Raw genomic sequence first — 20,780 nt, forward strand, 5'->3', positions numbered from 1 at the left:
AATCCCGGATCAGTCAGATTTATTTTCCCATTTGAACTGGAATTCCACCTCTTCCGAGTTTCCTTCCCGCTCATGCTCAATGTTGAAAACCGCGCCCGCCGGCACGTTGACTCGCTCCCCGGCAATCTGAATGCGGAAAGGCTTGCCGCTCTCCAGGCAATCCGCCAGGCGCCTGAGCTTTTCCACCGTCTGCTTGACGGAATACTCTTTAACGACGTCGCGTTCTTTCTTGGCTGCCATAATTATCGCTCCTTTTAATTCGTCGGGCGCTCAAAATAGCATATTCGCCCAACCGATACAAGACTGAGGCGTTTGGCGGGCGTCCCTGAAAACGCACAGCGGCCTTCCCTAATGGAAAGATTTTTGCATAAAAATCCGAAAGCTCAGCTTTGCCTGACCGTCCTGAATTCACGCAAAATTTCACGATCGCGCCAAAAAAAGAACGATCGCTCGTTTTTTTATTGACACCCGAATCAATATGCTTGATAATTGCCCCAACATTCGGGCGGACCAGCCCGAACAACCTCAAGGAATGATATTGCCAATGAGCCGTTTATACATGGTGCGCCACGGACAAGCCTCTTTCGGGACGCCGAATTACGACAGATTGTCCCCCACAGGGCAAGAGCAGTCAAAGAACCTGGCCAGGCATCTCATTGACAAGCAATCCAAGTTTCATGCGGTGTACACGGGAAACATGCTGCGTCATCAGCAGACCGCCCAGCCCCTGGTGGATGAGGGCGGCCTTGAGGGCCTGTGCCCAGGCGATTTTGTGGTGAACGGGGCTTTTGACGAATACGACGCAACCACCGTGTGGACCATCCAGATTGAGGAGATGATCCGGGAGAAGCCTTCCATCGCCCAGGAGTTAAACAGGCTTCCGGACGACCGCGAGATGTTTGAAAGGCTTTTCCGCCAGGCCATGCTCAGATGGGTGAGCGGGGAGCAGGACGAGGAAAAAGGCCCCACCTGGCAAGCCTTTTCCAGCAGGGTCGCCAAAGGCGTGAAAGAAGTAATGGAAACCCACGGGGACGGCGAGAACGTGATAGTTTTCTCCTCGGCCGGCCCGGTTTCAGCCGCCCTGCAGTTCGTCCTGGACCTGGATTACACCAAAGCCATGGAACTGGCATTCGCCACGTTGAACGCATCCGTTACTGTTTTTGAATTTAACAGGAATCACATAACGCTCCAAGGGTATAATAATGTGTCGTACCTGGACGAGTCACTCATTACCGATCGATAAACCAAGGAGGACTGCATGGATTTTGCCATCTCTGAAAAAATGGAAACCATTCTCGGCATGATTAGAGAATTTGTGGACAAGGAACTCATTCCCATGGAGCCTGAATTCCTGACTAATGAGTTCAGGGATATGGAACCCGAGCTGGAAAAAAAGCGGGACATGGTCAAAAAGATGGAGCTGTGGGCGCCCAACCATCCCAAGGAATACGGCGGAATGGGCCTGAACCTCATGGACCATGCCCTGGTTTCCGAAGCCCTGGGCCGCACGCCCATCGGCCACTATGTTTTCGGCTGCCAGGCGCCTGACGCGGGCAACATAGAAATCCTGAACCTCCACGGCACGCCCGAGCAAAAGGATAAATACCTCCAGCCTTTGGTTGAAGGTAAAATCCGCTCCTGCTTCTCCATGACGGAAGTGGAGCAGCCCGGCTCCAACCCCGTGATCATGGACACCACGGCGGTCAAGGACGGCGACGACTACATCATCAACGGCCACAAATGGTATTCCTCTTCCGCGGACGGCGCAGAATTCGCCATTGTCATGGCGGTGACCAACCCTGACAACGCCAAGTACATGCAGGCCAGCATGATCATCGTGCCCAGCGACACACCAGGCTTCAACCTGGTTCGCAACATCCCGGTCATGGGCCATGCAGGCAGCGGCTGGTCCAGCCACGGCGAAATCCTGTATCAAAACTGCCGCGTACCCCAGTCCAACCTGCTCGGCCCCGAGGGCGGCGGATTCGTCATCGCGCAAGAACGCCTCGGGCCCGGCCGCATCCATCACTGCATGCGCTGGATCGGCATCTGCACCCGCGCTTTCGACCTGATGGTTCACAGGGCCAACACCCGCATGATGGCCCCCGGACAGCCCCTGGGCTCCAAACAAATCATCCAGGCCTTTATTTCCGAAAGCGCCGCCGAAATTCAAGCGGCCCGCCTCATGGTTCTCCAGGCCGCATGGGCCATGGAAACCAAGGGACACAAGGAAGCCCGCAAGGAAGTCTCCTTGATCAAGTTCTATGTTGCCGGAGTTATGCAAAAAGTTATCGACAGGGCCTTGCAGGTTCATGGCGGACTTGGTATGACTGACGATACGATAATCGCCTTCCTGTTCAGGCATGAAAGAGCCGCCCGCATCTACGACGGCGCCGACGAAGTGCACAAGGCAAGCATTGCCCGGAGAATTTTAAAGGAATACGAAGGCAAAAACATCAGATAGATGCTTTGGAAAAGGCCTTTCAGGGCGTCAGGCCCCGGGAGGCCTTTCCCTCATAACAAGAAAACGGAGGGAACCACCGACCCCGCTATGATGACTTATGAAGAGTTTAAAAGCATGGTCCATCTTTCGCGGCGAGAGATCTGCAAGGAGATCTTCAACGAAAACAAGGACCTGATCAAAGTCAAAAAGCCTGAAAGGGTGGTAAAGAACCTCGGGAAAATATTCGAGGCCACCCTGGCCTTGAGCAATAAAAAAGGATTCCATGCCATGAGCCTGAGGGATCTCTCCTCAGGCGCAGGCCTTTCCATGGGCGCCTTGTATTCCTATTTTTCCAGCAAGGAAGAGCTGCTGCGCATGATCCAGGATCAGGGTCGACGCATCACTTCGCGCATCCTGGAGGAGCAGATAGGAACCGTCGAGGCCACCCGGGAAAAATTGCAAACAGCCATTGTTGTGCACCTTTATCTTTCCGAGGTCATGCAGCCATGGTTTTATTTTTCCTATATGGAGGCCAAAAACCTGCCCAAGCGCGCCCAAAAGGAAGCCATCTTGAGCGAGTTGTCCACCGAGCAGATGTACGCGGACATCATTAAGCAGGGCCAGCGGGAAGGCATCTTTAAGCCAAGGGATCCGGAAATGACCTCGGCTTTTATCAAGGCCATGTTGCAGGACTGGTATTTGAAAAAATGGAAGTACCAGGCCAGACAGGTTACCGTGGACGCATACGGCAAAGTTGTGGTAGATTGGGCCTTCGCATACCTGGACAACCAAACTGCAATGGAACAATAGAACCGCCATGAGCCTGATACTGGATCAACCGCATGCCCCCCGGGAAGGCGAGGAGTTGGACCTCGCGTCCATCGAGCCTTTTTTAAAAGACTCCATCCCCGGCCTGGACGGTCCTATTGAAATCAGTCAATTCCCGTCAGGACATTCCAACCTGACATACAGCATCAAAGCCGGAGACAGGGACTTGGTCCTGCGCAGACCCCCATTCGGCGCCAAAGCCAAATCCGCCCACGACATGGGGCGGGAGTACCGGGTGATGAGCGCCCTGCACGGAAAATTTCCCTATTGCCCCAAGCCCCTGGCCTACACGGAAGACGCCTCCATCATAGGAAGTCAGTTCTATGTCATGGAGAGGATCAAGGGGACCATCATCAGAAAGGACGTTCCCGAAGGCCTGAACCTTGGGCCGGAAAAAGCCAGGGCATTGTGCCTGGAGATGATGGACGTCCTGGCTCAGCTCCATACCCTGGATATCAAGGAAGTGGGGCTGGAAAACTTCGGCAAGCCCAAAGGATACACCCAAAGGCAGGTGCAAGGGTGGACCAGGCGCTACCACAACGCCAAAACACCCGACACGCCTGATTGCGAGCCCATCATAGAATGGCTGGAAGCCAATATGCCCCCGGAACCGGACCGGGCCTCCGTGCTTCACGGCGATTTCAAGATGGACAACGTAATCCTGGATCCCCATGACCCCACCAAAATCATCGGGGTCCTGGACTGGGAAATGTCCACCACGGGCAATCCCCTGATGGATTTGGCGAACCCGGTCAGCTACTGGGCTCAGGCCGACGACGAGCAGGATTTTATCGACATTCGCATGATGCCCACCCACATACCGGGGGCATTGACCAGAAAAGAACTTATCGAACGATACGCCGAAAAAACCGGGTTTGACATCCCGGACTTCACATTTTACATCTGCTTCGGCGTGTTTCGGTTAATTGTCATAGACCAGCAAATTTATTATCGTTTCTACCACGGCCAGACCAAAGACGAACGTTTCGCCGAGTTTATCCACAGGGTGCATGTTTTAACCAAAAAGGCCAGCGCCATTATAAAAGGCGGCATGAGCCTGTAAAGAATCTTCTCCCTGGGAGCCAAAAAACTGGCCGTTATTTTACCGGATGAAAACGATTTCCCGTTGTGTGAACGCCTGTGACAAGAATATTTAGGAGCAATCCATGAGCGAAACATTAGACAAACCAAAAGAAATTCGGGAAGGCGAAGAACTGGAAGCCGCGGCAATCGAACCCTTTTTAAAGGACTCCATTCCCGGCCTGGAAGGCGAGGTGAAGGTCAGCCAGTTTCCCTCCGGCCACTCCAATCTGACATACAGTATTTCCGTGGGAGACGCGGACCTTGTTTTGCGCAGGCCCCCGTTCGGCACCAAAGCGGCCACAGCCCATGACATGCACCGGGAGTACAAGGTATTGAAGGCGCTTCGCGAGGCCTATCCCTATTGCCCCGAAGTGCTGGCCTACACGGACGACGAGTCCGTCATCGGCTGCCCCTTCTACGTCATGAGGCGGATCAAGGGCATCATCCTGAGAAAAGAGCTTCCCAAGGAACTGAATTTCACGCCTGAAAAAACCCGGGCCTTTTGCGAGGAATTGATCGACGTCCACGCTGCACTTCATAACGTGGATATGTATGAAGTGGGCCTGGACACCTTCGGCAAGCCCGAGGGCTACACCCGCAGGCAGGTGGAAGGCTGGAGCAAGCGCTATCGCAAGGCCAAAACCCCGGACGTCCCGGACTGTGAAGCCATCATGGCCTGGCTGGCCGAACGCATGCCCCCGGACCCGGACAAAGCCACCATCCTCCACGGCGACTTTAAGCCCGACAACGTCATCCTGGACCCCAACAACCCGACCAAGATTATCGGCGTCCTGGACTGGGAAATGGCCACCATCGGCAATCCCCTGATGGACCTGGGCAGTTCTCTCGGGTACTGGACCCAGAAAGGCGACCCAGACGAAATGCGGTCCGCCCCCATGATGCCCCCGGAGCTTGGAGAGGTCATGTCCCGGAAAGAGATCATTGATCGCTACGCCGAAAAAACCGGCATCAACATGGACAACTTCAACTTCTACTGGTGCTTTGGCATTTTCCGCCTGATCGTCATCGCCCAGCAGATTTACTATCGGTTCTACCACAAGCAGACCAAGGATCAGCGCTTCGCCCAATTGGGCTTAGCCGTGCACATCCTGGCCAACGCCGCCGACCGCATCGTGGAGGGCAAGCTGGAAATTTAGCCCGGAAGTCTTTCAGACAGAACAAAAAATCAAGCCCCGCCTCCGCAATTGAGTTTGCCTGTCAGGCGCTCACGCGAGCGGGGCTTTTTTGTTATCCGTTTTCAGTCATCCATCCCTGGACGCCGCCCCGAATTGCTAAAGAAAGTCAACTAATCAAAGACGTCCCCCCAAATTAAGACGTCCCCCCAAATTCTATTATCAAATGATTTCAATAGCCTTTAAAGTTATTGACTTTTTGACGGACGTCCCGCAGAATCCTAACTTTTTATATCTCTGAAATTATGCATTATTTTTTGCTAAAATTCCATTTTAAAATGGATTTAATCGCCTTTTCCAAAGAACAACATGTCGCTCTGCGCCCCCGGTTGAATTACAAATAGGCTTCATTTGGCGGCAATATGGCCCGCCAGGCGTTTGCCCAGGCTGGCAAGGGTGTAGGAAGGCGGCACGCCCCAGGCTTCGGGGATGACCGAGCAATCGCACACGAACAGGTTTTCTATGCGGGTCATGAGGTTGGCGTCCACCACGTCTCCTATCTTGGCCGTGCCGCCGGGATGCCCGGCGATGTACCAGGTTTTGAAGCAATCCATGGCGCCCGCCCCTTTCAGGATCTTTTTTGCGATCCCGTATCCCTTTCTTAAACGCCCCCAATCCGCCTTGCCCAGGTTTTTCATGACCCCGCCGCGATCCGTCAGGCGGCCTCCCAGGTCGTCCCGGATTTTCACCATAATGCCCAACACCTTTTTGTGAGCCAAAACCTTGTCAAAGCGCATCATCTGGGCCGTAAAGCCCATGTACACCGAGGGATGCACGGAAAGGTCCGTCAGCATGATTCCCTCGTCCTCAAAATGCACACCCGCGGTCATGGGAACCTCGCCGCCGCCCACGGAATCCCCGGTCACGCCAAAGGCCATCACAAGGGGATCCACAAAAAAATTGCAGCCCGCTTCTTTTACGCCCGAACGGCGGAGAATAATCGGAGATCCCAAGCCTCCGGCCCCCAAGACCACCATGGGCGCAAAAGCCTTGCGCTCCCTGCCCTTATGCCTGAAGACCACGCCTTCGGCCCGGTCGTTTTTGACGATCACCCGGCGAACCCGGGCGCGATCCATCAATTGGGCGCCGTTTGCAACCGCTTCGTGGGCGAAGTTGCGCGCGGTCCATTTGGCGCCGTAGGGGCAGCCTGTATAGCACTTGTAGCAATCCAGGCGGCATTTATCCTGATAGATGAATTTGCGGATTTTCTTCCAATCGTATCCCAGGGAGCGGGCCGAATCGGTCAAACGCCGGACGCCCTCGCCCGTCAGGGAGTCTTTCAAGGGAGCGCAGGGAATTTCGTCAAGGACTTCCGCCGCCTCTTGGGAGACGTCCACGCCGTACCGTTCAAGCATTGCAACCGGAGGGTCGAATGCGGTGGCGCAATACAAGGACGTGCTGCCCCCCACGGTGGTGGCCCGGCCTACGATCAGGCCCTGGGGAGTGACAAAGACATTCTTCCCGGGCGCGCCGATCATGGAAAGGCTCTGAACCTGGGAGCCGTTAAAAGGCTCCCCGCCTCCCCATTCCAGCATGAGCACCCTGGCGCCTTTGGCGCTGAGGCCCCGGGCCGTGGAAGCGCCGCCCGGCCCCGTTCCGACGATGATGGCGTCGTATTGCATGGAAGTTCCTCCGTTCGAGGCTTTTATTCTACGCTTGGTATAGACAAGGATAATTCAGGAGGCGAAGGATTGCAAGAAATTTTGAAAAATGCGCAATAAAACGACTTAACTCTATACTTTCGAGAATCAAGTTTTCTTCACATATCCATGAAATTGCAGTAGGCTATGAGGTATTCAACATCAAGCCGGCGTCCCAAGAACTCCCTCCTCCTTGACGGGGGAGGGTTGGGGTGGGGGTGACATTGGGCGTCATTCCGGATAGTTCCCCCCCATCCTGTCCTTCCCCCGCCAGGGGGGAAGGGACCATGACTCTCGGGCTCTGGTATATAGATAGATATGAGCCGCATACATAACTATCTGATTTCAAAGCACTACGTTCAATCGTAAACGTTGAGGACTTAACTCCAATCTTTCGGGATTGGGATTAGTGCTTAAAAGAAAAAATTTAAAATGTACTTTCCTGCAACGAACAGCACGCAAAAGCATAAAACCATTTTAATGGTTCTTGGAGCAAAAAACTTCTGGCAGCGGGCGCCCATATAGATTCCGGCCAGGCCTCCCAGGCCGAACAACAGCCCCAGGCCAATGTCCGGGGCGACGGAAACGCCTGGATAGTATCTTGCCAGAAAGCTGTAAAAGGCGACTCCCGCAATGGAGGTGGCAAAGGTGCCCATAAGGGCCGCGCCCGCCACGGTGTATACGGGCAGGCCGAAAATGGCCACCATGAACGGCGCGATAATGGAGCCGCCGCCGATGCCGTATATGCCTCCGATAATCCCGACAATAAAGCACAGCAGATAAATTTTAAGGGTGGACACGGAATAGGAGTCCTGGTCGAATTCAAAAGAGATGGTGGACATGGAGAATTTCGCCTGTCCCACGGAAGGGCGATTTCCCTCATTAGCCGCCATGCCCTTGCCCTTAGTTCCCTTCAACACGTCCAGCACCAGCCGATATCCCAGATACAGGAGCACCAGCCCGGCGAAAAACTTGAAGTTTTTCGGATCAGGAAGCCACTTGACCCGAACCCATGCGCCGATAAACACGCCTGGCAGGGTTCCGACCACCACGGCCCAGGCCAGAGGCCAAAGCATGCGCTGTTCCCTGATGAACCGGTAAATTCCTCCCGGGATGGCGACAATGTTAAACAGTTGGTTTGTAGCGCTGACGGACGGGGACGAATACCCCAGCACGCTCACTTGAAAAGGAAGCAGCATGAATGCGCCGGAGACCCCGCCCATGGAGGTGAAAAAGGACACGGCGAACGCCACCAGGGGCGGAACCAAAGGATGGACGTTGATGTCTGCAACGGGAAAATACATGGCTGCTCCTGAACGTTAAAAGCTCGGACCCACGCGCTCGATAGATTGGAAGCACACCCATGCCATATGCTTACTGATCTTATCTATGCCACATATACGGCTTCCAGCCAAGTAAAATGGACGGCCGACTGCCACAAAGTGGTATACAAAATTTGGGCTGCAGGAAGTCTCTTGCGCCCTTAAACGGCCCGTGATACTTTATCCGATCTCCGGGGCGACCGACAAACGTCCCGATGCGGATCGTTTTTTACCATAACAAGGAGAACCTTTATGCAGGTGCTTGTAGAAAAAAACGGACCGGTCTTTACGGTAATCATCAACCGGCCTGACAAAAAAAACGCCGTGGACGGCCCCACCGCCCAACTTCTCGCCGATGCATTTCGTGAATTCGACGCGGACGACTCCGCCAGCGTCGCCGTGTTATGCGGCGCGGACGGAACCTTTTGCTCGGGCGCGGACCTCTCGGCGGTCGCGGACCCGGAAGGGGGGCGGCTGCATCAGTTGAACGAAGACATGAGCCAGGACGGCCCCATGGGCCCCAGCCGCATGCTGTTGTCCAAACCGGTCATTGCAGCGGTTTCCGGCTACGCCGTGGCCGGCGGCTTGGAATTGGCCCTGTGGTGCGATTTGCGCGTGATGGAGTCGGACGCCGTATTCGGCGTGTATTGCCGCAGGTACGGAGTGCCCTTGATAGACGGAGGAACCCAGCGCCTGGCCCGTTTGATAGGCCAGAGCCGGGCCATGGACATGGTGCTTACCGGCCGCAGCATCGGAGCGGAAGAGGCATTTGCCATGGGCTTGGCCAATCGGGTGGTCGGCCCGGGATCATCCCGCCAGGCCGCCGAGGAATTGGCCGCGCGCATTGCCAAGTTCCCCCAAACCTGCATGCGAAGCGACCGCATGGCTCTGTTAAAAGGCTTTAACATGGACTTTGACAAAGCCATGGAAATGGAATTTCAAATGGGTCTGGATGTCATAAGAAGCGGAGAAACCGTGTCGGGCGCCCAACGGTTCGTGGCCGGCCAGGATAGGGAAAAGCCCTGAGCTTATTATAATATTTATGGATGCCGCAAAACCCCATAGCCCCATGCCTCCGCATCTTGAAGCCAAAGTGCAGCAAGTCCGGGACATGCTGGCCGCCCAGAAGTCCGTGCTCGTGGCTTTTTCCGGCGGCGTGGATTCCAGCCTGCTGTTAGCCCTGGCCCAACAGGCTCTGGGAGATAAAACCGCCGCAGGCACCGTGGACTCGCCCCTGCTTCCCCAACGCGAAAAACAGGAAGCCGCTCTTCTTACGCAACAGTTTGGAATCAAACATCATATTATTAAAGCAGGCGAGATGGAGGTCCAGGAATTCAGGGCGAACCCAAAAAACCGGTGCTATATTTGCAAAGGACTTCATATGCGGGCTCTGATGGAGCTTGCAAAATCGCTGGGGCTTGCTAAAGTCGCCCACGGGGCGAATACGGACGACTATTCGGATTACCGTCCCGGCCTCCAGGCCGCCCGTGAGTTGGGCGTTTTATCTCCCCTGGCGGACGCGGGATTGAGTAAGCAGGAAATCAGGGAAGCCTCCAAGGCCCTTGGGCTGAAAACGTGGGACAAGCCGTCCATGGCTTGCCTCGCCTCCCGGATTCCCTACGGCAGCGAGGTGACTGCCGAAAAACTAGCGGCCATTGAAAAGGCCGAGGATTTTTTACGCAGCCAGGGATTCAAGCAGTTTCGGGTGCGCCATCACGGCGAAATCGCCCGCATTGAAGTAAATGAGGAAGACTTTGAAAGAATTCTGCTCAAGCCGCTCCGTCAGGCCCTTTTAAGGGAGTTGGAAGGCTTGGGCTTTTCTTATATAAGCCTGGATCTGTCAGGATATAAAACCGGCAACCTTAACAAAGGGATTGTTTAAAGCCGCGCCCTGCGGCCAAGCGGTCCGAAGAAGTTGAAAGACATGCCAAAAATAGAACTTAAAGACGCTATCAAGACGCAAAACCAAGACCAGGACAAGGTCATCACGCCGGAAGAAACTTTGGAACGATTCCGGGAGAGGCTGGCCCAGGTGGACCTGGACATCCTGGAAAAAACCGTACGCGTGGACAACGGCCGCCTGGACATTCCGGTTTTTATGAGCATGTGCGGCGGCGACGCCCGGGCGCTCACCGGAAACCGGAAGCAAATGGGCAAGGGGGGAACTCCGGCTCAGGCCGAGGCCAGTGCGGTCATGGAGTTGGCCGAACGCTTCAGCTTATATGCTTTTTCCAACAATCCGGGCAATTTTGTGGTGGACACCCAGTTGAACCTGCGGGGCCGGGCCATGGCGCCCCATTTAATCGCCCAGTCCGTTAATGACGACTCCGAGGATCTGGAAAAAGCCCTGGGGCTGTTCTCACGCTATCCCCAAAGATGGCGCCTGGGCGCCAACCTCACCACCGGCCAGCAGGTGATGGTTCCCTTTGACTGGTTTTTCTCCATCAACGAATTCAATGGGACTTCGGCCGGAAACGTGACGGAAGAGGCCTTGTGCCAGGGAATCAGCGAAGTGGTGGAACGCCATGTTTGCGCCCGGGTTTCCCGGGAGTCCATCCCATGCCCCCTGATCCGCAGGGACAGCATTACGGACCCCATGGCCCTGGAGCTTATCCGGAAATTCGATGATAACGGCGTGGAGCTCTTCCTTGTGGACCTGACGCTGGACATGGGAATTCCCACGGTCGGGGCTTTGGCCTACGATCCGGCAACCATGGGCGAGAGCAGCGAAATAGTCTGGACCGCTGGAACCGCGCCCAACCCGCAAAAAGCCCTGTGCCGCGCCATTACCGAAGTGGCCCAGTTGGCCGGGGATTTCAACTCCGGCGCCAACTACCTCGCCAGCGGCCTGCCCAAGCCAAAATCCCTGGAAGAACTGGATTTTATCCTGAAATCCCGCCTGGAAACCCGAATCCAAGACATGCCCGACCTGTCCAACGACAATATCCGCCTGGAGGTGGAGGCCCTGGCTGCGGCCCTGGAGCCCAAGAACATGGAAGTCATAGCCATTGAGACCACCCATCCCGGCCTGGGCATCCCGGCTTTTTACAGCATTATCCCCGGCGCTCATTTCAGGGAAAGAGCCAAACGCAATCGGGTGGGCCTGTTCCTCTCCAAACTCATATCGGAAAACGAGCCGCCCCACGAGGCCATGTCCTGGCTGCTGAACATGGACGCCGCCCTGCCCGGCCGGTATTATCTGATTTTTAATATCGGCGTGCAATACATGGCCCTGGACGATCCGGAAACCGCCCTGACCTGCTTTAAAAAGGCCATGGAATTCGACCCGGAGCCTGAAGACGCCCCCAGCATTCTGGTTTACATGGGAGTCGCCTTAAAGGACATGGGCCGCTATCAGGAGGCTCTCGGCATCCTGAAAAAGGCAGAGGCCATGGACCCGGACCGTACGGACTGCCACAACCTCATGGGCTTTTGCTATTTCAGCCTCAGGCGGCACGAAGAAGCCATCGCCAGCTTCCAGAAAGTCATTGACCTGGATCCGGGCTCGGCCATCGATTACGCCAATATCGCTTCGAACTACAGGGATATGGGCGAGACGGAAATGGCCATCCAATACTACAAGCAGGCCTTGGCTTTAGATCCCTCCATTGATTTTGCCAGAGCCAACCTGGAACGCCTGGCAAGCTGACAGACCTAAAAACGCCTGTCCGGGGCCGCCCGGGCAGGCGTCAAATATTCGTCTTAATGTCATTGAATTGACAACCGTCACTCCCTCATTTTTTGATCTCTAGGCTTTCCCCAGCACCCGGTTTTTAAAAATTTGAAAACCCTTAACGATAGAGTTCCAGATGAACAGCACCGCGTCCCGCGGGTCGAACATGGGGCTCGGCAGCTTAAACACGTAAGGGACCTTGATCATAAGATCCCGAACTCCTATGGGGCAGCCTTTGATCCTGTATACCTTTTGCGCCTCCAGCCTGCCCGTCACCTTGGCGCAGGAGCCGATGAGCATGACCGGGCCGTCCGGGCAGATGACATCGCCGTCGTACACTCCGCACACAATAGCGCCGGGTCTGGCCTTTTTCAGGCTGCCGGGGGTGCGTTTTTCAATGGTTCCCAGGCATCCTTTCAGGCCGCCTTCGCAGCCGCCGTCGCAGACCATGCCCGTGTCCCAGGCGTTTCCGGAATAAAATGTAATGGGCGTATCCAGTTCGCTAAGAACCTGAAACAGGCTGTTCTTGCCCTTGGGACGGGCCTTGAGCTCTTCCAGATCCGCGTCGCCCGAAACATCGATGTCGTCAATATTCAAGGAGCCGTAGCCGCGTTCCTCAGCGATTTTCAGGTGCGCCACATCATGGGGGTCGTAGCCCATAATATGAGCGGCGACCACGTCGGCGGCCAGGGGGTTGTCCGCAAAAATCAGCAGGCCCAGCCTCACCGGATAAGGGGCGGATTCAAAACCGTAGGTAATGTCTATGGCGTCCCCGACTACCAGGTCCGGGTATCCGGGCTCCAGAAGGTCCACGATTTTTTCATGAATGCGGTGATCGTGATAAAGCATCCGCTCCTTGTGGACCAGCAGGCCTATGTTCAGCTTTAATGCATGGGTGATGGATGCAAAAATATGGTACTTGAGCTTGGGCATCCAAACCTTGACGTCCGCCTCGGCAATGTATTTGGAAAGCAGCATCTCCTTATGCCATTTGGCTTTGGAGAGCGTTGTCTTAATTAGCGGATGCTCGTTCAGGTCCAGCAGGGTTATGCCTTCCTTTTTCGCCATGTCAAAATAGCCGGACTCTTTAAAAAACAAACGGGAGGGAATTCCGAATCCCCCGGATTCTCCAATCACCAGGCTTTCCGGCTGGTCCTTGCGGATTACTTCGGCCATGGCCGCCGTCAACTGGGGATGCGTGAAAGAATTGTGGATATATTTTTTGTTAGCCGTCACCACATTGGGTTTTATAAAGACCTTGCCCTGAAACCGGAAGCCCAGTTCCTGCACGGTTTCCTTTATAATCCCCCCCATAAGATCCCGATTGTAGTCGGCGCAGGATCTTAGAATAACCCTCGGTTTTTGCATGAAATTTTCCTCCGGGATGGTTATAGAACATACTGAGGCAATATATCATCAGGACATTGGAATGACAAGCCTCCGGGCTTCGGAATTTTTGCCCTGCGCTGACAATCCCTGACTTCAAGCAGAGAGATAAGGGAGTTCAGGACAATCTTCCGGCCCCTAATGCTTGACTCATGAAATTTTTCAGGGTAAACTTACGTACTTACGTCCAGAACAACTCAATTGGCGAAAATGTGAAGTTAAACACTCAACGCTGTTCAGCCCAGAATGCTGTTTTTGTGCGCTTAATCCGGAGGAATTATACTAATGGGCGTCCTTAGAAAGCACCCCGCTGTTTTTCTCGGTCTTTTCATCATGCTGTTATTTTTTGTTCTTAACGCTGTACGCGTGGAGTTTTTAGACGCTCTGGACAATAAATTGTACGACATTGCCATGAATATTCGCGGCGATTTTGAAGCGCCCAGCGACGTGGTCCTGGTTGAAGTGGATGAAGAGTCCATCAAGCGGCTTGGCCGGTGGCCCTGGCCCCGGACGATCCTGGCCGAGGGCATTGACATTATCGGCCAGGGCCAGCCCAAGGTTATCGGCCTGAATGTTATTTTGTCCGAAGCCCAGACTACGGACAGCGTTGAAATATTGGAAACTCTCAAAGAAATGTTCTCCACGGCCTTCGGGGACGTGCAAGACCCCGAGCTTAAGGAAAGGGCCGGCGTTTTTATGCAGTCCATGAACGAGGCCCAACAGGCTCTGGATTTTGACGGCGCTTTGGCTTCAGCCATGGAGATGGCCGGGAATGTGGTGCTGCCCGTCTACTATTCCATGTCCGACGCGGTTCCGCCTCCTGATGAACCTAATGAGGCGCTGTATCCTCTGGCCATGTCCCTGGAAATTCCCGACGGAACCCTGGTCCCTTACCCCGCTTCGGAAATCATTCTTCCCGTAGACCAATTTCTTTACGCCTGCATCGGCATCGGCCATATCAACGTCAGCCCGGACCCGGACGGAGTGGTTCGGCGGGAAGTCCTATACTTTAACGGCGGCGGCGTGAACGAAGTGCTGCCCATCCCCTCCTATACGGTCAGCCTGCTTTGGCATTACCTTGGCGCAGGCCAGGACGAGGCCACGGCGGCTTTGGGGTACGGCCTCAGCATCAAAGGACGCGAGATACCCACCCTGGCCGACGGCTCCATCATGGTCAGCTACAAGGGCCCCCCGGGAGCGTTCCAGTCCTACTCATTTTTTGAGGTTGCCAACGGCTCGGTCAAACCCGCCGTGTTTAAAAACAAACTGGTCATCCTGACCATCACGGCCCCCGGCATTACGGACCTTTTGTCCACCCCAACCGGCGATATGACTCCCGGCGAATTTTCCGCCAACTCCATCTGGACCATGCTGAATAATGACTTTATTCAACAGCCGCCATGGACCGGCACAGCCCAGTTGGCGTTCATCCTGATCATCGGTTTGCTCAGCGCCCTGGTGCTGCCCAGGATCAAAGCCTTGTTCGCCGCGCTCATCTTTATCGTGCTTCTTTTCGGCCTTGCCGGCGGCAGCTTTTACATGATGACGGCCAGCGGCGTGTGGATGCCGGTCATGTACGCCGTCATCCAGCTGATTCTCAGCTATATCGGCGCGGTGACCATCCAGTACTTTGTCAGCGAAACCGGCATGGAAAAGGCCAAGGGCGAGTCCGCCGAAACCAACCGCATGCTGGGTCTTTCCTTCCAGAACCAGGGCATGCTGGACATGGCCTTTGACAAATTCCGCCGGGTTCCCGTAGACGATGAAGTCAAAGACCTTTTGTACAACCTGGCCCTGGACTTTGAGCGTAAAAGGCAGTTCAACAAGGCCGCCAGCGTGTATGAATACATTGAAGAGCATGACCAGAAGTTTAAAGACGTAGCCACGCGCAAGACAAAGCTCATGCAGGCCAGCGAAACCATGGTTTTCGGCCCCGGCGTCCTGGGCGGAGGCGGCGTAAGCGACACCCTGATCTCCGAAGGCTCGGACACCAAACCCACTTTGGGCCGTTACGAAGTCAGCAAGATGCTCGGCAAGGGCGCCATGGGCATCGTGTACCTGGGCAAGGACCCCCGGATCAACCGCACCACGGCTATCAAGACCGTCCGCTTCTCTGACGACTTCCAGGAAGAGGAAGCCGCAAAGATGAAGGAAAAGTTCTTCCGGGAGGCGGAAAGCGCAGGCACCTTGTCCCACCCCAACATCGTGACCATATACGATGCGGGCGAGGAGCAGGATCTGGCGTACATCGCCATGGAGTTTTTGGAAGGCGGGGACCTGGAAGACCACATCAAGCCGGACAAGCTCCTGCCCATGCGCAAGGTCATCGGCCACATGGCTGATATTTGCGACGCTTTGGACTACGCCCATTCCAAGGGCATCGTCCATCGGGACATCAAGCCCGCGAACATCATGCTTTTAAAGACCGGCGTCTGCAAAATTACGGACTTCGGCATTGCCCGCATCACAGCCACGTCCCAGACCCAGACGGGCGTTGTCAAGGGCACGCCGTATTATATGAGTCCCGAGCAAATCGCAGGGCAAAAGGTGGACGGCAGGTCCGACATCTTTTCCGTGGGCGTTATGACCTATCAACTGCTCACGGGTAAACTGCCCTTTCACGGCGATTCCGTAGCGGCGTTGATGCATCAGATCATGAATGTAGCCCATCCCGACCCCAGGCAGTTCAATCCCAAGATTCCCAAACCCTTGGCGGCGATCATTAACAAGGCCTTGGAAAAGGACCGGGAAAAGCGCTATCAAAAAGCCGGACAGATGGCGTCCCACCTTCGTCAACTTGGGCAGAGAATAGACGCCATGGCGGCCCAAAAGAAGGAAGGAGGGGCGTAGACGCCCGATTTTTGTGTTTTTTTCCTGAGTCTTGTTGAATAAACAGGGAAAATCGCGTATAGTACATTATCCATATTGTTGGGATATCAGACGCAAAAGGCGCAGCCCAGGAAGGCGGTAATTAATATATGAGCTTGGTAGTGGAGTCAGCCGGCCAAACTGACGTGGGCCAGAAGCGAAAAGGCAATGAAGACAGCCTTTTTCTGGACGATGCGTTAGGCCTGTACGTTGTTGCCGACGGAATGGGGGGACACCTTGCCGGGGAAGTGGCCAGCCGAATGGTTGTAGACACCATGGCCGACTATGTTCGTAGAGCCGCTAACGCCGGAAACGACCGGGAGGATATGGCGATTCATGAACCCGCCTACTCCATGGAGGCCAACCGTCTTTTGTCTTCGGTCTTCCTGGCCAACCAGGTTGTTTACGAAGTCTCCACCCAAAAGAAGGAATACCGCGGCATGGGGTCCACGGTCAGCGGAATCTACCTGACCCAGGACACCTTTGTAGCCGTCAATGTCGGGGACAGCCCCATATATCTTGTTCACGACGGTCAAATTGAAACCATCTCCGTGCCCCATACGGTCATGGACGAACAAAGAGCCATAGACCCTGAAGCCGCCGATCAGCTTGACGGCAAGTTTGAGCACATGCTCACCCGGGCCATGGGCGTTCACGCAGACGTGGAGCCCTCTGTTTCGGAAATCCAGTGCTTCGGCGGAGACATTCTGGTAATCGGTTCGGACGGTCTTACCAACAAGGTCAACGACCGGGAAATCCTGGAAGTAGTCACGACTCATAAAGCAGACGCAGCATGCTCTTTCCTGGTGAATATGGCAAACGACCGGGGCGGAGAAGACAATATTACGGTCATCGTCCTGAAAATCAAAAAGGTCAAGCATGGCAACGGCATTTTATCCATGGTGACCAAGTTATTCAGGCGATAGCTAAACGGAAATTATGTATCAGGCTTTGCCTGAAAGGGGTTAGCCAGCCCCCATAGATAAACAATAATAAAGAGGGTACAGAAAAATGCCGACTTTGACGTTGAAGTTCAAGGACAATATCATCGCCGAATATCCCGTCAAAACAGGGCAAAGCCTCACCATCGGCAGATTAAGCGACAACAATGTGGTGGTGGAAAACCTTGCTGTCAGCGGGCATCACGCCAAACTGGACTCTGTAGGCGACGGATACCTGCTGACCGACCTGCAAAGTAAAAACCATACCTTTGTCAATGCTCAGATGATTACCTCGCATTGGCTTAAGCACGGGGATGTTGTGACCGTTGGAAAGCACACCCTGTTATTCACTGACCAGGAAGGCGCCGCCAAGGTTCCCGAAGGCGCCGGCGGCGATATGGATAAAACCATGGTCATGGACACCAGCGATCACAGGCAGATGGTTGCCAAAAGCGCTCCGGCCGAGTCGGCGGCAGCCCCGGCCATGGCCATGCTTTCGTATTTGTCCGGCGGAGAAGGAGAAATTCCTTTAAGCAAAAAATTGTTTAAAATCGGCAAGGCTGCGACCAATGACATCGTGGTGGGCGGGCTGCTCATGGGGCAGACGGCGGCTACGATCAGCCAGCGTCCCAACGGCTATTTTATTGCATTCGTCGGCGGCCGGGTTAAGCCCAAAGTCAACGGTGAAGTTGTCAAAGATACTATAAAACTTAACGATTTTGACACCATAGAAGTGGGCTCCGCCAAGATGCAGTTTCTGGCCGGAAAGAGCAAAAAATAAAAAGCCGGTTTTTGAACCCAAATATTTTTTGATAATCTGCGCCCGAAACGCCCCTGCTTTATGCGGGCGACTCGGGCGCTTTTGGTTGGGCTTCTTGCAAAGCACTGGATCTATTTATGTCTACCAACAGCATGGAAGAACGGCTTCTGGCCTTGTCCGACCTTTCCAAAGTCGGACGTTATGAGATTGTGCGCAAACTGGGCCAAGGCGGCGCCAGCTTGGTTTTTTTGGGAAGAGATCCCTACATTAAAAGGCTGGTGGCTCTCAAACTTGCGCCCCTGGCTTCCTCCGGAGTAAGCGACAAGTTTTTCAAGGAAGTCCAATCCACCGGCAGGATGACTCACCCTAACATAGTGGCTGTATATGACGCCGGCCTTGCCAGGGACTATTGCTACATAGCCATGGAGTATGTTGACGGCCCCCAGCTTTCGGAATTTTGCAAGCCGGGCGGGCTGATGCCCCTGGCCAACGCGGTCGAGTGCATATACAAAGTCGTGCGCGCCATAGGGTACGCCCATGAAAAAGGGATCGTGCATCGGGATCTTAAACCTTCCAACATCATCATGGAAGATACAAAGACCCCCAAAATCAGCGACTTCGGCATCGCCGTGGTCACGGAGGAAACCGCCCCTTTGGAGCAGGCGGGAACGCCCAGTTACATGTCTCCGGAACAATTAAGGGACGAAACGTGCTGCCCTCAAAGCGATATTTACGCACTTGGCTGCGTTCTTTATGAACTGCTCACGGGGCAAAAGGCCTTTGATGGGGACAGCTTTTTTTCCATCATGTACAAGGTGATCAATGAAGAGCCGGTAGGGATTCGCGCCCTGAATCCCGATTTGCCGCCTATTTTGGAAAAAATCGTCGGCAAGGCCATGGCCAAGGACAAGCTGTACCGCTACTCCTCCTGCGAAGAGTTCGCCTTTGAGCTTAAAGTCGCCCTTCGCGGCCTAAGCGCCCCGGCGAAATTGGCCAAGAACAATGACGTCGTTGAGTATGTGCAAAGCGTTTCGTTTTTCGCCGAATTTTCCAAGATTCATGTACGCGAACTTATGCGGGCCAGTGAAATGGTTCAGGTGAAAGACGGCGAATGCATTGTGGAGGAAGGCGAGATTGACGACAGCTTTTACATTGTTCTTTCCGGGGCCACCAAGGTGATCCGCAGGGGGAATAAAGTTGCAACCATTGGGATTGGGGAGTGCTTCGGCGAAATGGCTTATATTGGAGGAAGGCCCCGGAGCGCCTCTGTTATTTCGGAAGGCGACTGCATCCTGATGAAAATCAACGGAGCCCTTCTGGACAGAGCGCCGGCCAAGATTCAGCTGCTTTTCTTCAAGCAATTCGCACTGACCCTGGTCAACCGTTTGTCCCGGAGCAGCTTTGATCCCAAAGCATGTCTTGAGTCGGTTGTATAGAGCAGAGGAAGGCGGCCTGAACGGCCTTGTTAAAAGCCGCCAGCATGAAAACTTTCGCTGCGCCGGGGGTGGCGTAGAATATACAAACGCCGTCGTTTCAGGCGGTATTGCAACACGTTGCTTCACATTGCTCCATCCTAGGCGGCGCTTGGGATAACACTCGCGCATTTCGCCGACCAACTCTTTTTATCGTCTTGCACACTCTGCGTCCGCCTGCGGCGCCGGAGTTGAAGCGCATATCAACTACTTCGCATTGATGAGGTCCTCATGGAAGACAAAAAAAGAAAAGTTCCCAGGGCGTCCAAAACTCCCAAAGGCGAAAAAACGCCCAAGCCGTCCAAGGCCTCCACTATAGCCCGAGGATTGAGCATGGCCAAAGTGGTGGACAAGTTGCAGGCTTCCCTGAAAAACCTGGTGGAAGTTGGGGTTGTGGAGGATCTTAGCGCCCTGCTGAAAGCTGTCGCGGATAACAAGGACAATGTGGTCGCGCTGCTGGAAAGGGGAACGTCCATGGCGGAGGAAGGGGAGCGCCTTGTTACAGACAACAGGGATGAACTGGACAGCATCATCAGCAAAGGCGAGAAATCCATTGCGGCGCTGGCTTCCTCCGTGGAGCCGCTGCTGGAAAACCTGGTCGGCATTACCGATATGGCGGTTCAGAATAGGGATAAAATCAGATCCCTGTTAACCAAAGCGGACGATATCCTGGAAGATACGGAGGGCATCAAGGCGCTTACCCAAAGCAGCCTGTTTGACGACCTTTCCACCATAGCCCGCACCGTAGCCTCCAACAGCCAAAGGATCGAATCCATCATCGTGAAAGCCGATGACCTGCTGGACGATACGGACGGTCTGAAAGCCATCATGAGCGCTCCTTTTATAGACAACTTGAACGTCATAACCGGCGCAGTGGCGGGTGAAAGCAAGGCCATCGCTTCAGTCATCGGAAAGGCGGACGATCTGCTGGACGAGCCGGAGGAAATGAAGGGACTTTTAAAAAATGCAGGCCGCATGGTAACGGCCCTTGCGGATCAAATGGAGGCGGTGGCCAAGGATCTGCCCACATTGACGGACGGCGGCAAGTATGTCCTGGACTCCCTGCACCGTCTGTTGCCCAAGGTGGAAGCCATAGACGAAAGAGCCCTGAACAACTTCATGCTGAACAAGGGCATCAGGGTGTTTTTAAAGGCCTTTCCCAAACTATAGG

At 54.5% G+C, this 20,780-nt stretch carries 17 protein-coding genes; 13 read left to right on the forward strand and 4 right to left on the reverse strand.

Features of this window, described 5'->3' with window-relative positions; all coding sequences use genetic code 11:
- Nucleotides 1-9 precede the first annotated feature (9 nt).
- Nucleotides 10-240, reverse strand: a complete 231-nt coding sequence (locus tag G491_RS0103110) for an amphi-Trp domain-containing protein (protein WP_028313540.1) — start codon at nt 238-240, stop codon at nt 10-12.
- 304 nt (nt 241-544) lie between these two features.
- Here G491_RS0103110 and G491_RS0103115 point away from each other — a divergent pair, with 304 nt between their 5' ends.
- The 5 genes from G491_RS0103115 to G491_RS0103135 all read left to right on the forward strand — a co-directional run bounded on the left by G491_RS0103115 (nt 545) and on the right by G491_RS0103135 (nt 5,511).
- Entirely contained in the window at nt 545-1,243 is a 699-nt protein-coding gene (locus G491_RS0103115) for a histidine phosphatase family protein (protein ID WP_015947232.1), read from the forward strand.
- 15 nt (nt 1,244-1,258) lie between these two features.
- A complete protein-coding gene (locus G491_RS0103120) occupies nt 1,259-2,464 on the forward strand; it encodes an acyl-CoA dehydrogenase family protein (RefSeq protein WP_015947233.1) in 1,206 nt (401 codons plus the stop codon).
- Between the two features lie 87 nt (nt 2,465-2,551).
- On the forward strand, nt 2,552-3,253 hold the full coding sequence (locus G491_RS0103125) for a TetR/AcrR family transcriptional regulator (protein WP_015947234.1): 702 nt from the start codon (nt 2,552-2,554) through the stop codon (nt 3,251-3,253).
- Nucleotides 3,254-3,260: 7 nt separating this feature from the next.
- Entirely contained in the window at nt 3,261-4,334 is a 1,074-nt protein-coding gene (locus tag G491_RS0103130) for a phosphotransferase family protein (RefSeq protein WP_028313541.1), read from the forward strand.
- Nucleotides 4,335-4,437: 103 nt separating this feature from the next.
- A complete protein-coding gene (locus G491_RS0103135; protein WP_028313542.1) occupies nt 4,438-5,511 on the forward strand; it encodes a phosphotransferase family protein in 1,074 nt (357 codons plus the stop codon).
- A 383-nt stretch (nt 5,512-5,894) separates the two neighbouring features.
- Here the strand turns inward: G491_RS0103135 and G491_RS0103140 are convergent, their stop codons facing one another.
- Nucleotides 5,895-7,169 carry a GMC family oxidoreductase N-terminal domain-containing protein gene (locus G491_RS0103140; protein WP_028313543.1) on the reverse strand — a complete coding sequence of 425 codons (1,275 nt, stop codon included), beginning with the start codon at nt 7,167-7,169 and terminating at the stop codon, nt 5,895-5,897.
- Nucleotides 7,170-7,600: 431 nt separating this feature from the next.
- Nucleotides 7,601-8,491 (reverse strand): sulfite exporter TauE/SafE family protein, encoded by an 891-nt coding sequence (locus G491_RS0103145; RefSeq protein WP_028313544.1) that lies wholly within the window; start codon nt 8,489-8,491, stop codon nt 7,601-7,603.
- 270 nt (nt 8,492-8,761) lie between these two features.
- On the opposite strand from G491_RS0103145, the gene G491_RS0103150 reads away from it, so the two are divergent.
- Genes G491_RS0103150 through G491_RS0103160 form a run of 3 tightly spaced genes read left to right on the forward strand, consistent with a single transcriptional unit; the run spans nt 8,762 to nt 12,158 of the window.
- A complete protein-coding gene (locus tag G491_RS0103150) occupies nt 8,762-9,535 on the forward strand; it encodes a crotonase/enoyl-CoA hydratase family protein (RefSeq protein WP_028313545.1) in 774 nt (257 codons plus the stop codon).
- A gap of 16 nt (nt 9,536-9,551) precedes the next feature.
- A complete protein-coding gene (larE, locus tag G491_RS0103155) occupies nt 9,552-10,391 on the forward strand; it encodes an ATP-dependent sacrificial sulfur transferase LarE (RefSeq protein ID WP_051326998.1) in 840 nt (279 codons plus the stop codon).
- A 42-nt stretch (nt 10,392-10,433) separates the two neighbouring features.
- Complete coding sequence (locus G491_RS0103160) at nt 10,434-12,158, forward strand: YcaO-like family protein (protein ID WP_028313547.1); 1,725 nt, start codon at nt 10,434-10,436, stop codon at nt 12,156-12,158.
- Nucleotides 12,159-12,257: 99 nt separating this feature from the next.
- On the opposite strand, the gene G491_RS0103165 is transcribed toward G491_RS0103160, so the two are convergent.
- Nucleotides 12,258-13,550 (reverse strand): DUF362 domain-containing protein, encoded by a 1,293-nt coding sequence (locus G491_RS0103165; protein ID WP_028313548.1) that lies wholly within the window; start codon nt 13,548-13,550, stop codon nt 12,258-12,260.
- A 303-nt stretch (nt 13,551-13,853) separates the two neighbouring features.
- Between G491_RS0103165 and G491_RS0103175 the strand changes: the two genes are divergently transcribed.
- The 5 genes from G491_RS0103175 to G491_RS0103195 all read left to right on the forward strand — a co-directional run bounded on the left by G491_RS0103175 (nt 13,854) and on the right by G491_RS0103195 (nt 20,779).
- Nucleotides 13,854-16,418 carry a CHASE2 domain-containing serine/threonine-protein kinase gene (locus G491_RS0103175; protein ID WP_028313549.1) on the forward strand — a complete coding sequence of 855 codons (2,565 nt, stop codon included), beginning with the start codon at nt 13,854-13,856 and terminating at the stop codon, nt 16,416-16,418.
- 128 nt (nt 16,419-16,546) lie between these two features.
- The gene (locus G491_RS0103180; protein WP_015947244.1) at nt 16,547-17,362 is read left to right on the forward strand and encodes a PP2C family protein-serine/threonine phosphatase; all 816 of its coding nucleotides are present in this window, start codon (nt 16,547-16,549) and stop codon (nt 17,360-17,362) included.
- Nucleotides 17,363-17,447: 85 nt separating this feature from the next.
- Nucleotides 17,448-18,158, forward strand: a complete 711-nt coding sequence (locus G491_RS0103185) for an FHA domain-containing protein (protein ID WP_015947245.1) — start codon at nt 17,448-17,450, stop codon at nt 18,156-18,158.
- A gap of 116 nt (nt 18,159-18,274) precedes the next feature.
- Nucleotides 18,275-19,573 (forward strand): serine/threonine-protein kinase, encoded by a 1,299-nt coding sequence (locus G491_RS0103190; protein WP_028313550.1) that lies wholly within the window; start codon nt 18,275-18,277, stop codon nt 19,571-19,573.
- A gap of 267 nt (nt 19,574-19,840) precedes the next feature.
- A complete protein-coding gene (locus tag G491_RS0103195) occupies nt 19,841-20,779 on the forward strand; it encodes a hypothetical protein (RefSeq protein WP_028313551.1) in 939 nt (312 codons plus the stop codon).
- Nucleotide 20,780 lies beyond the last annotated feature (1 nt).

Source organism: Desulfatibacillum aliphaticivorans DSM 15576 (assembly GCF_000429905.1).
In the GTDB taxonomy this organism is placed as follows: domain Bacteria; phylum Desulfobacterota; class Desulfobacteria; order Desulfobacterales; family Desulfatibacillaceae; genus Desulfatibacillum; species Desulfatibacillum aliphaticivorans.

Coding starts and splice junctions, on each gene's coding strand:
- G491_RS0103110 (WP_028313540.1), bottom strand. CDS start 240: ATGGCAGCCAAGAAAGAACGCGACGTCGTTAAAGAGTATTCCGTCAAG.
- G491_RS0103115 (WP_015947232.1), top strand. CDS start 545: ATGAGCCGTTTATACATGGTGCGCCACGGACAAGCCTCTTTCGGGACG.
- G491_RS0103120 (WP_015947233.1), top strand. CDS start 1,259: ATGGATTTTGCCATCTCTGAAAAAATGGAAACCATTCTCGGCATGATT.
- G491_RS0103125 (WP_015947234.1), top strand. CDS start 2,552: ATGATGACTTATGAAGAGTTTAAAAGCATGGTCCATCTTTCGCGGCGA.
- G491_RS0103130 (WP_028313541.1), top strand. CDS start 3,261: ATGAGCCTGATACTGGATCAACCGCATGCCCCCCGGGAAGGCGAGGAG.
- G491_RS0103135 (WP_028313542.1), top strand. CDS start 4,438: ATGAGCGAAACATTAGACAAACCAAAAGAAATTCGGGAAGGCGAAGAA.
- G491_RS0103140 (WP_028313543.1), bottom strand. CDS start 7,169: ATGCAATACGACGCCATCATCGTCGGAACGGGGCCGGGCGGCGCTTCC.
- G491_RS0103145 (WP_028313544.1), bottom strand. CDS start 8,491: ATGTATTTTCCCGTTGCAGACATCAACGTCCATCCTTTGGTTCCGCCC.
- G491_RS0103150 (WP_028313545.1), top strand. CDS start 8,762: ATGCAGGTGCTTGTAGAAAAAAACGGACCGGTCTTTACGGTAATCATC.
- larE (WP_051326998.1), top strand. CDS start 9,552: ATGGATGCCGCAAAACCCCATAGCCCCATGCCTCCGCATCTTGAAGCC.
- G491_RS0103160 (WP_028313547.1), top strand. CDS start 10,434: ATGCCAAAAATAGAACTTAAAGACGCTATCAAGACGCAAAACCAAGAC.
- G491_RS0103165 (WP_028313548.1), bottom strand. CDS start 13,550: ATGCAAAAACCGAGGGTTATTCTAAGATCCTGCGCCGACTACAATCGG.
- G491_RS0103175 (WP_028313549.1), top strand. CDS start 13,854: ATGGGCGTCCTTAGAAAGCACCCCGCTGTTTTTCTCGGTCTTTTCATC.
- G491_RS0103180 (WP_015947244.1), top strand. CDS start 16,547: ATGAGCTTGGTAGTGGAGTCAGCCGGCCAAACTGACGTGGGCCAGAAG.
- G491_RS0103185 (WP_015947245.1), top strand. CDS start 17,448: ATGCCGACTTTGACGTTGAAGTTCAAGGACAATATCATCGCCGAATAT.
- G491_RS0103190 (WP_028313550.1), top strand. CDS start 18,275: ATGTCTACCAACAGCATGGAAGAACGGCTTCTGGCCTTGTCCGACCTT.
- G491_RS0103195 (WP_028313551.1), top strand. CDS start 19,841: ATGGAAGACAAAAAAAGAAAAGTTCCCAGGGCGTCCAAAACTCCCAAA.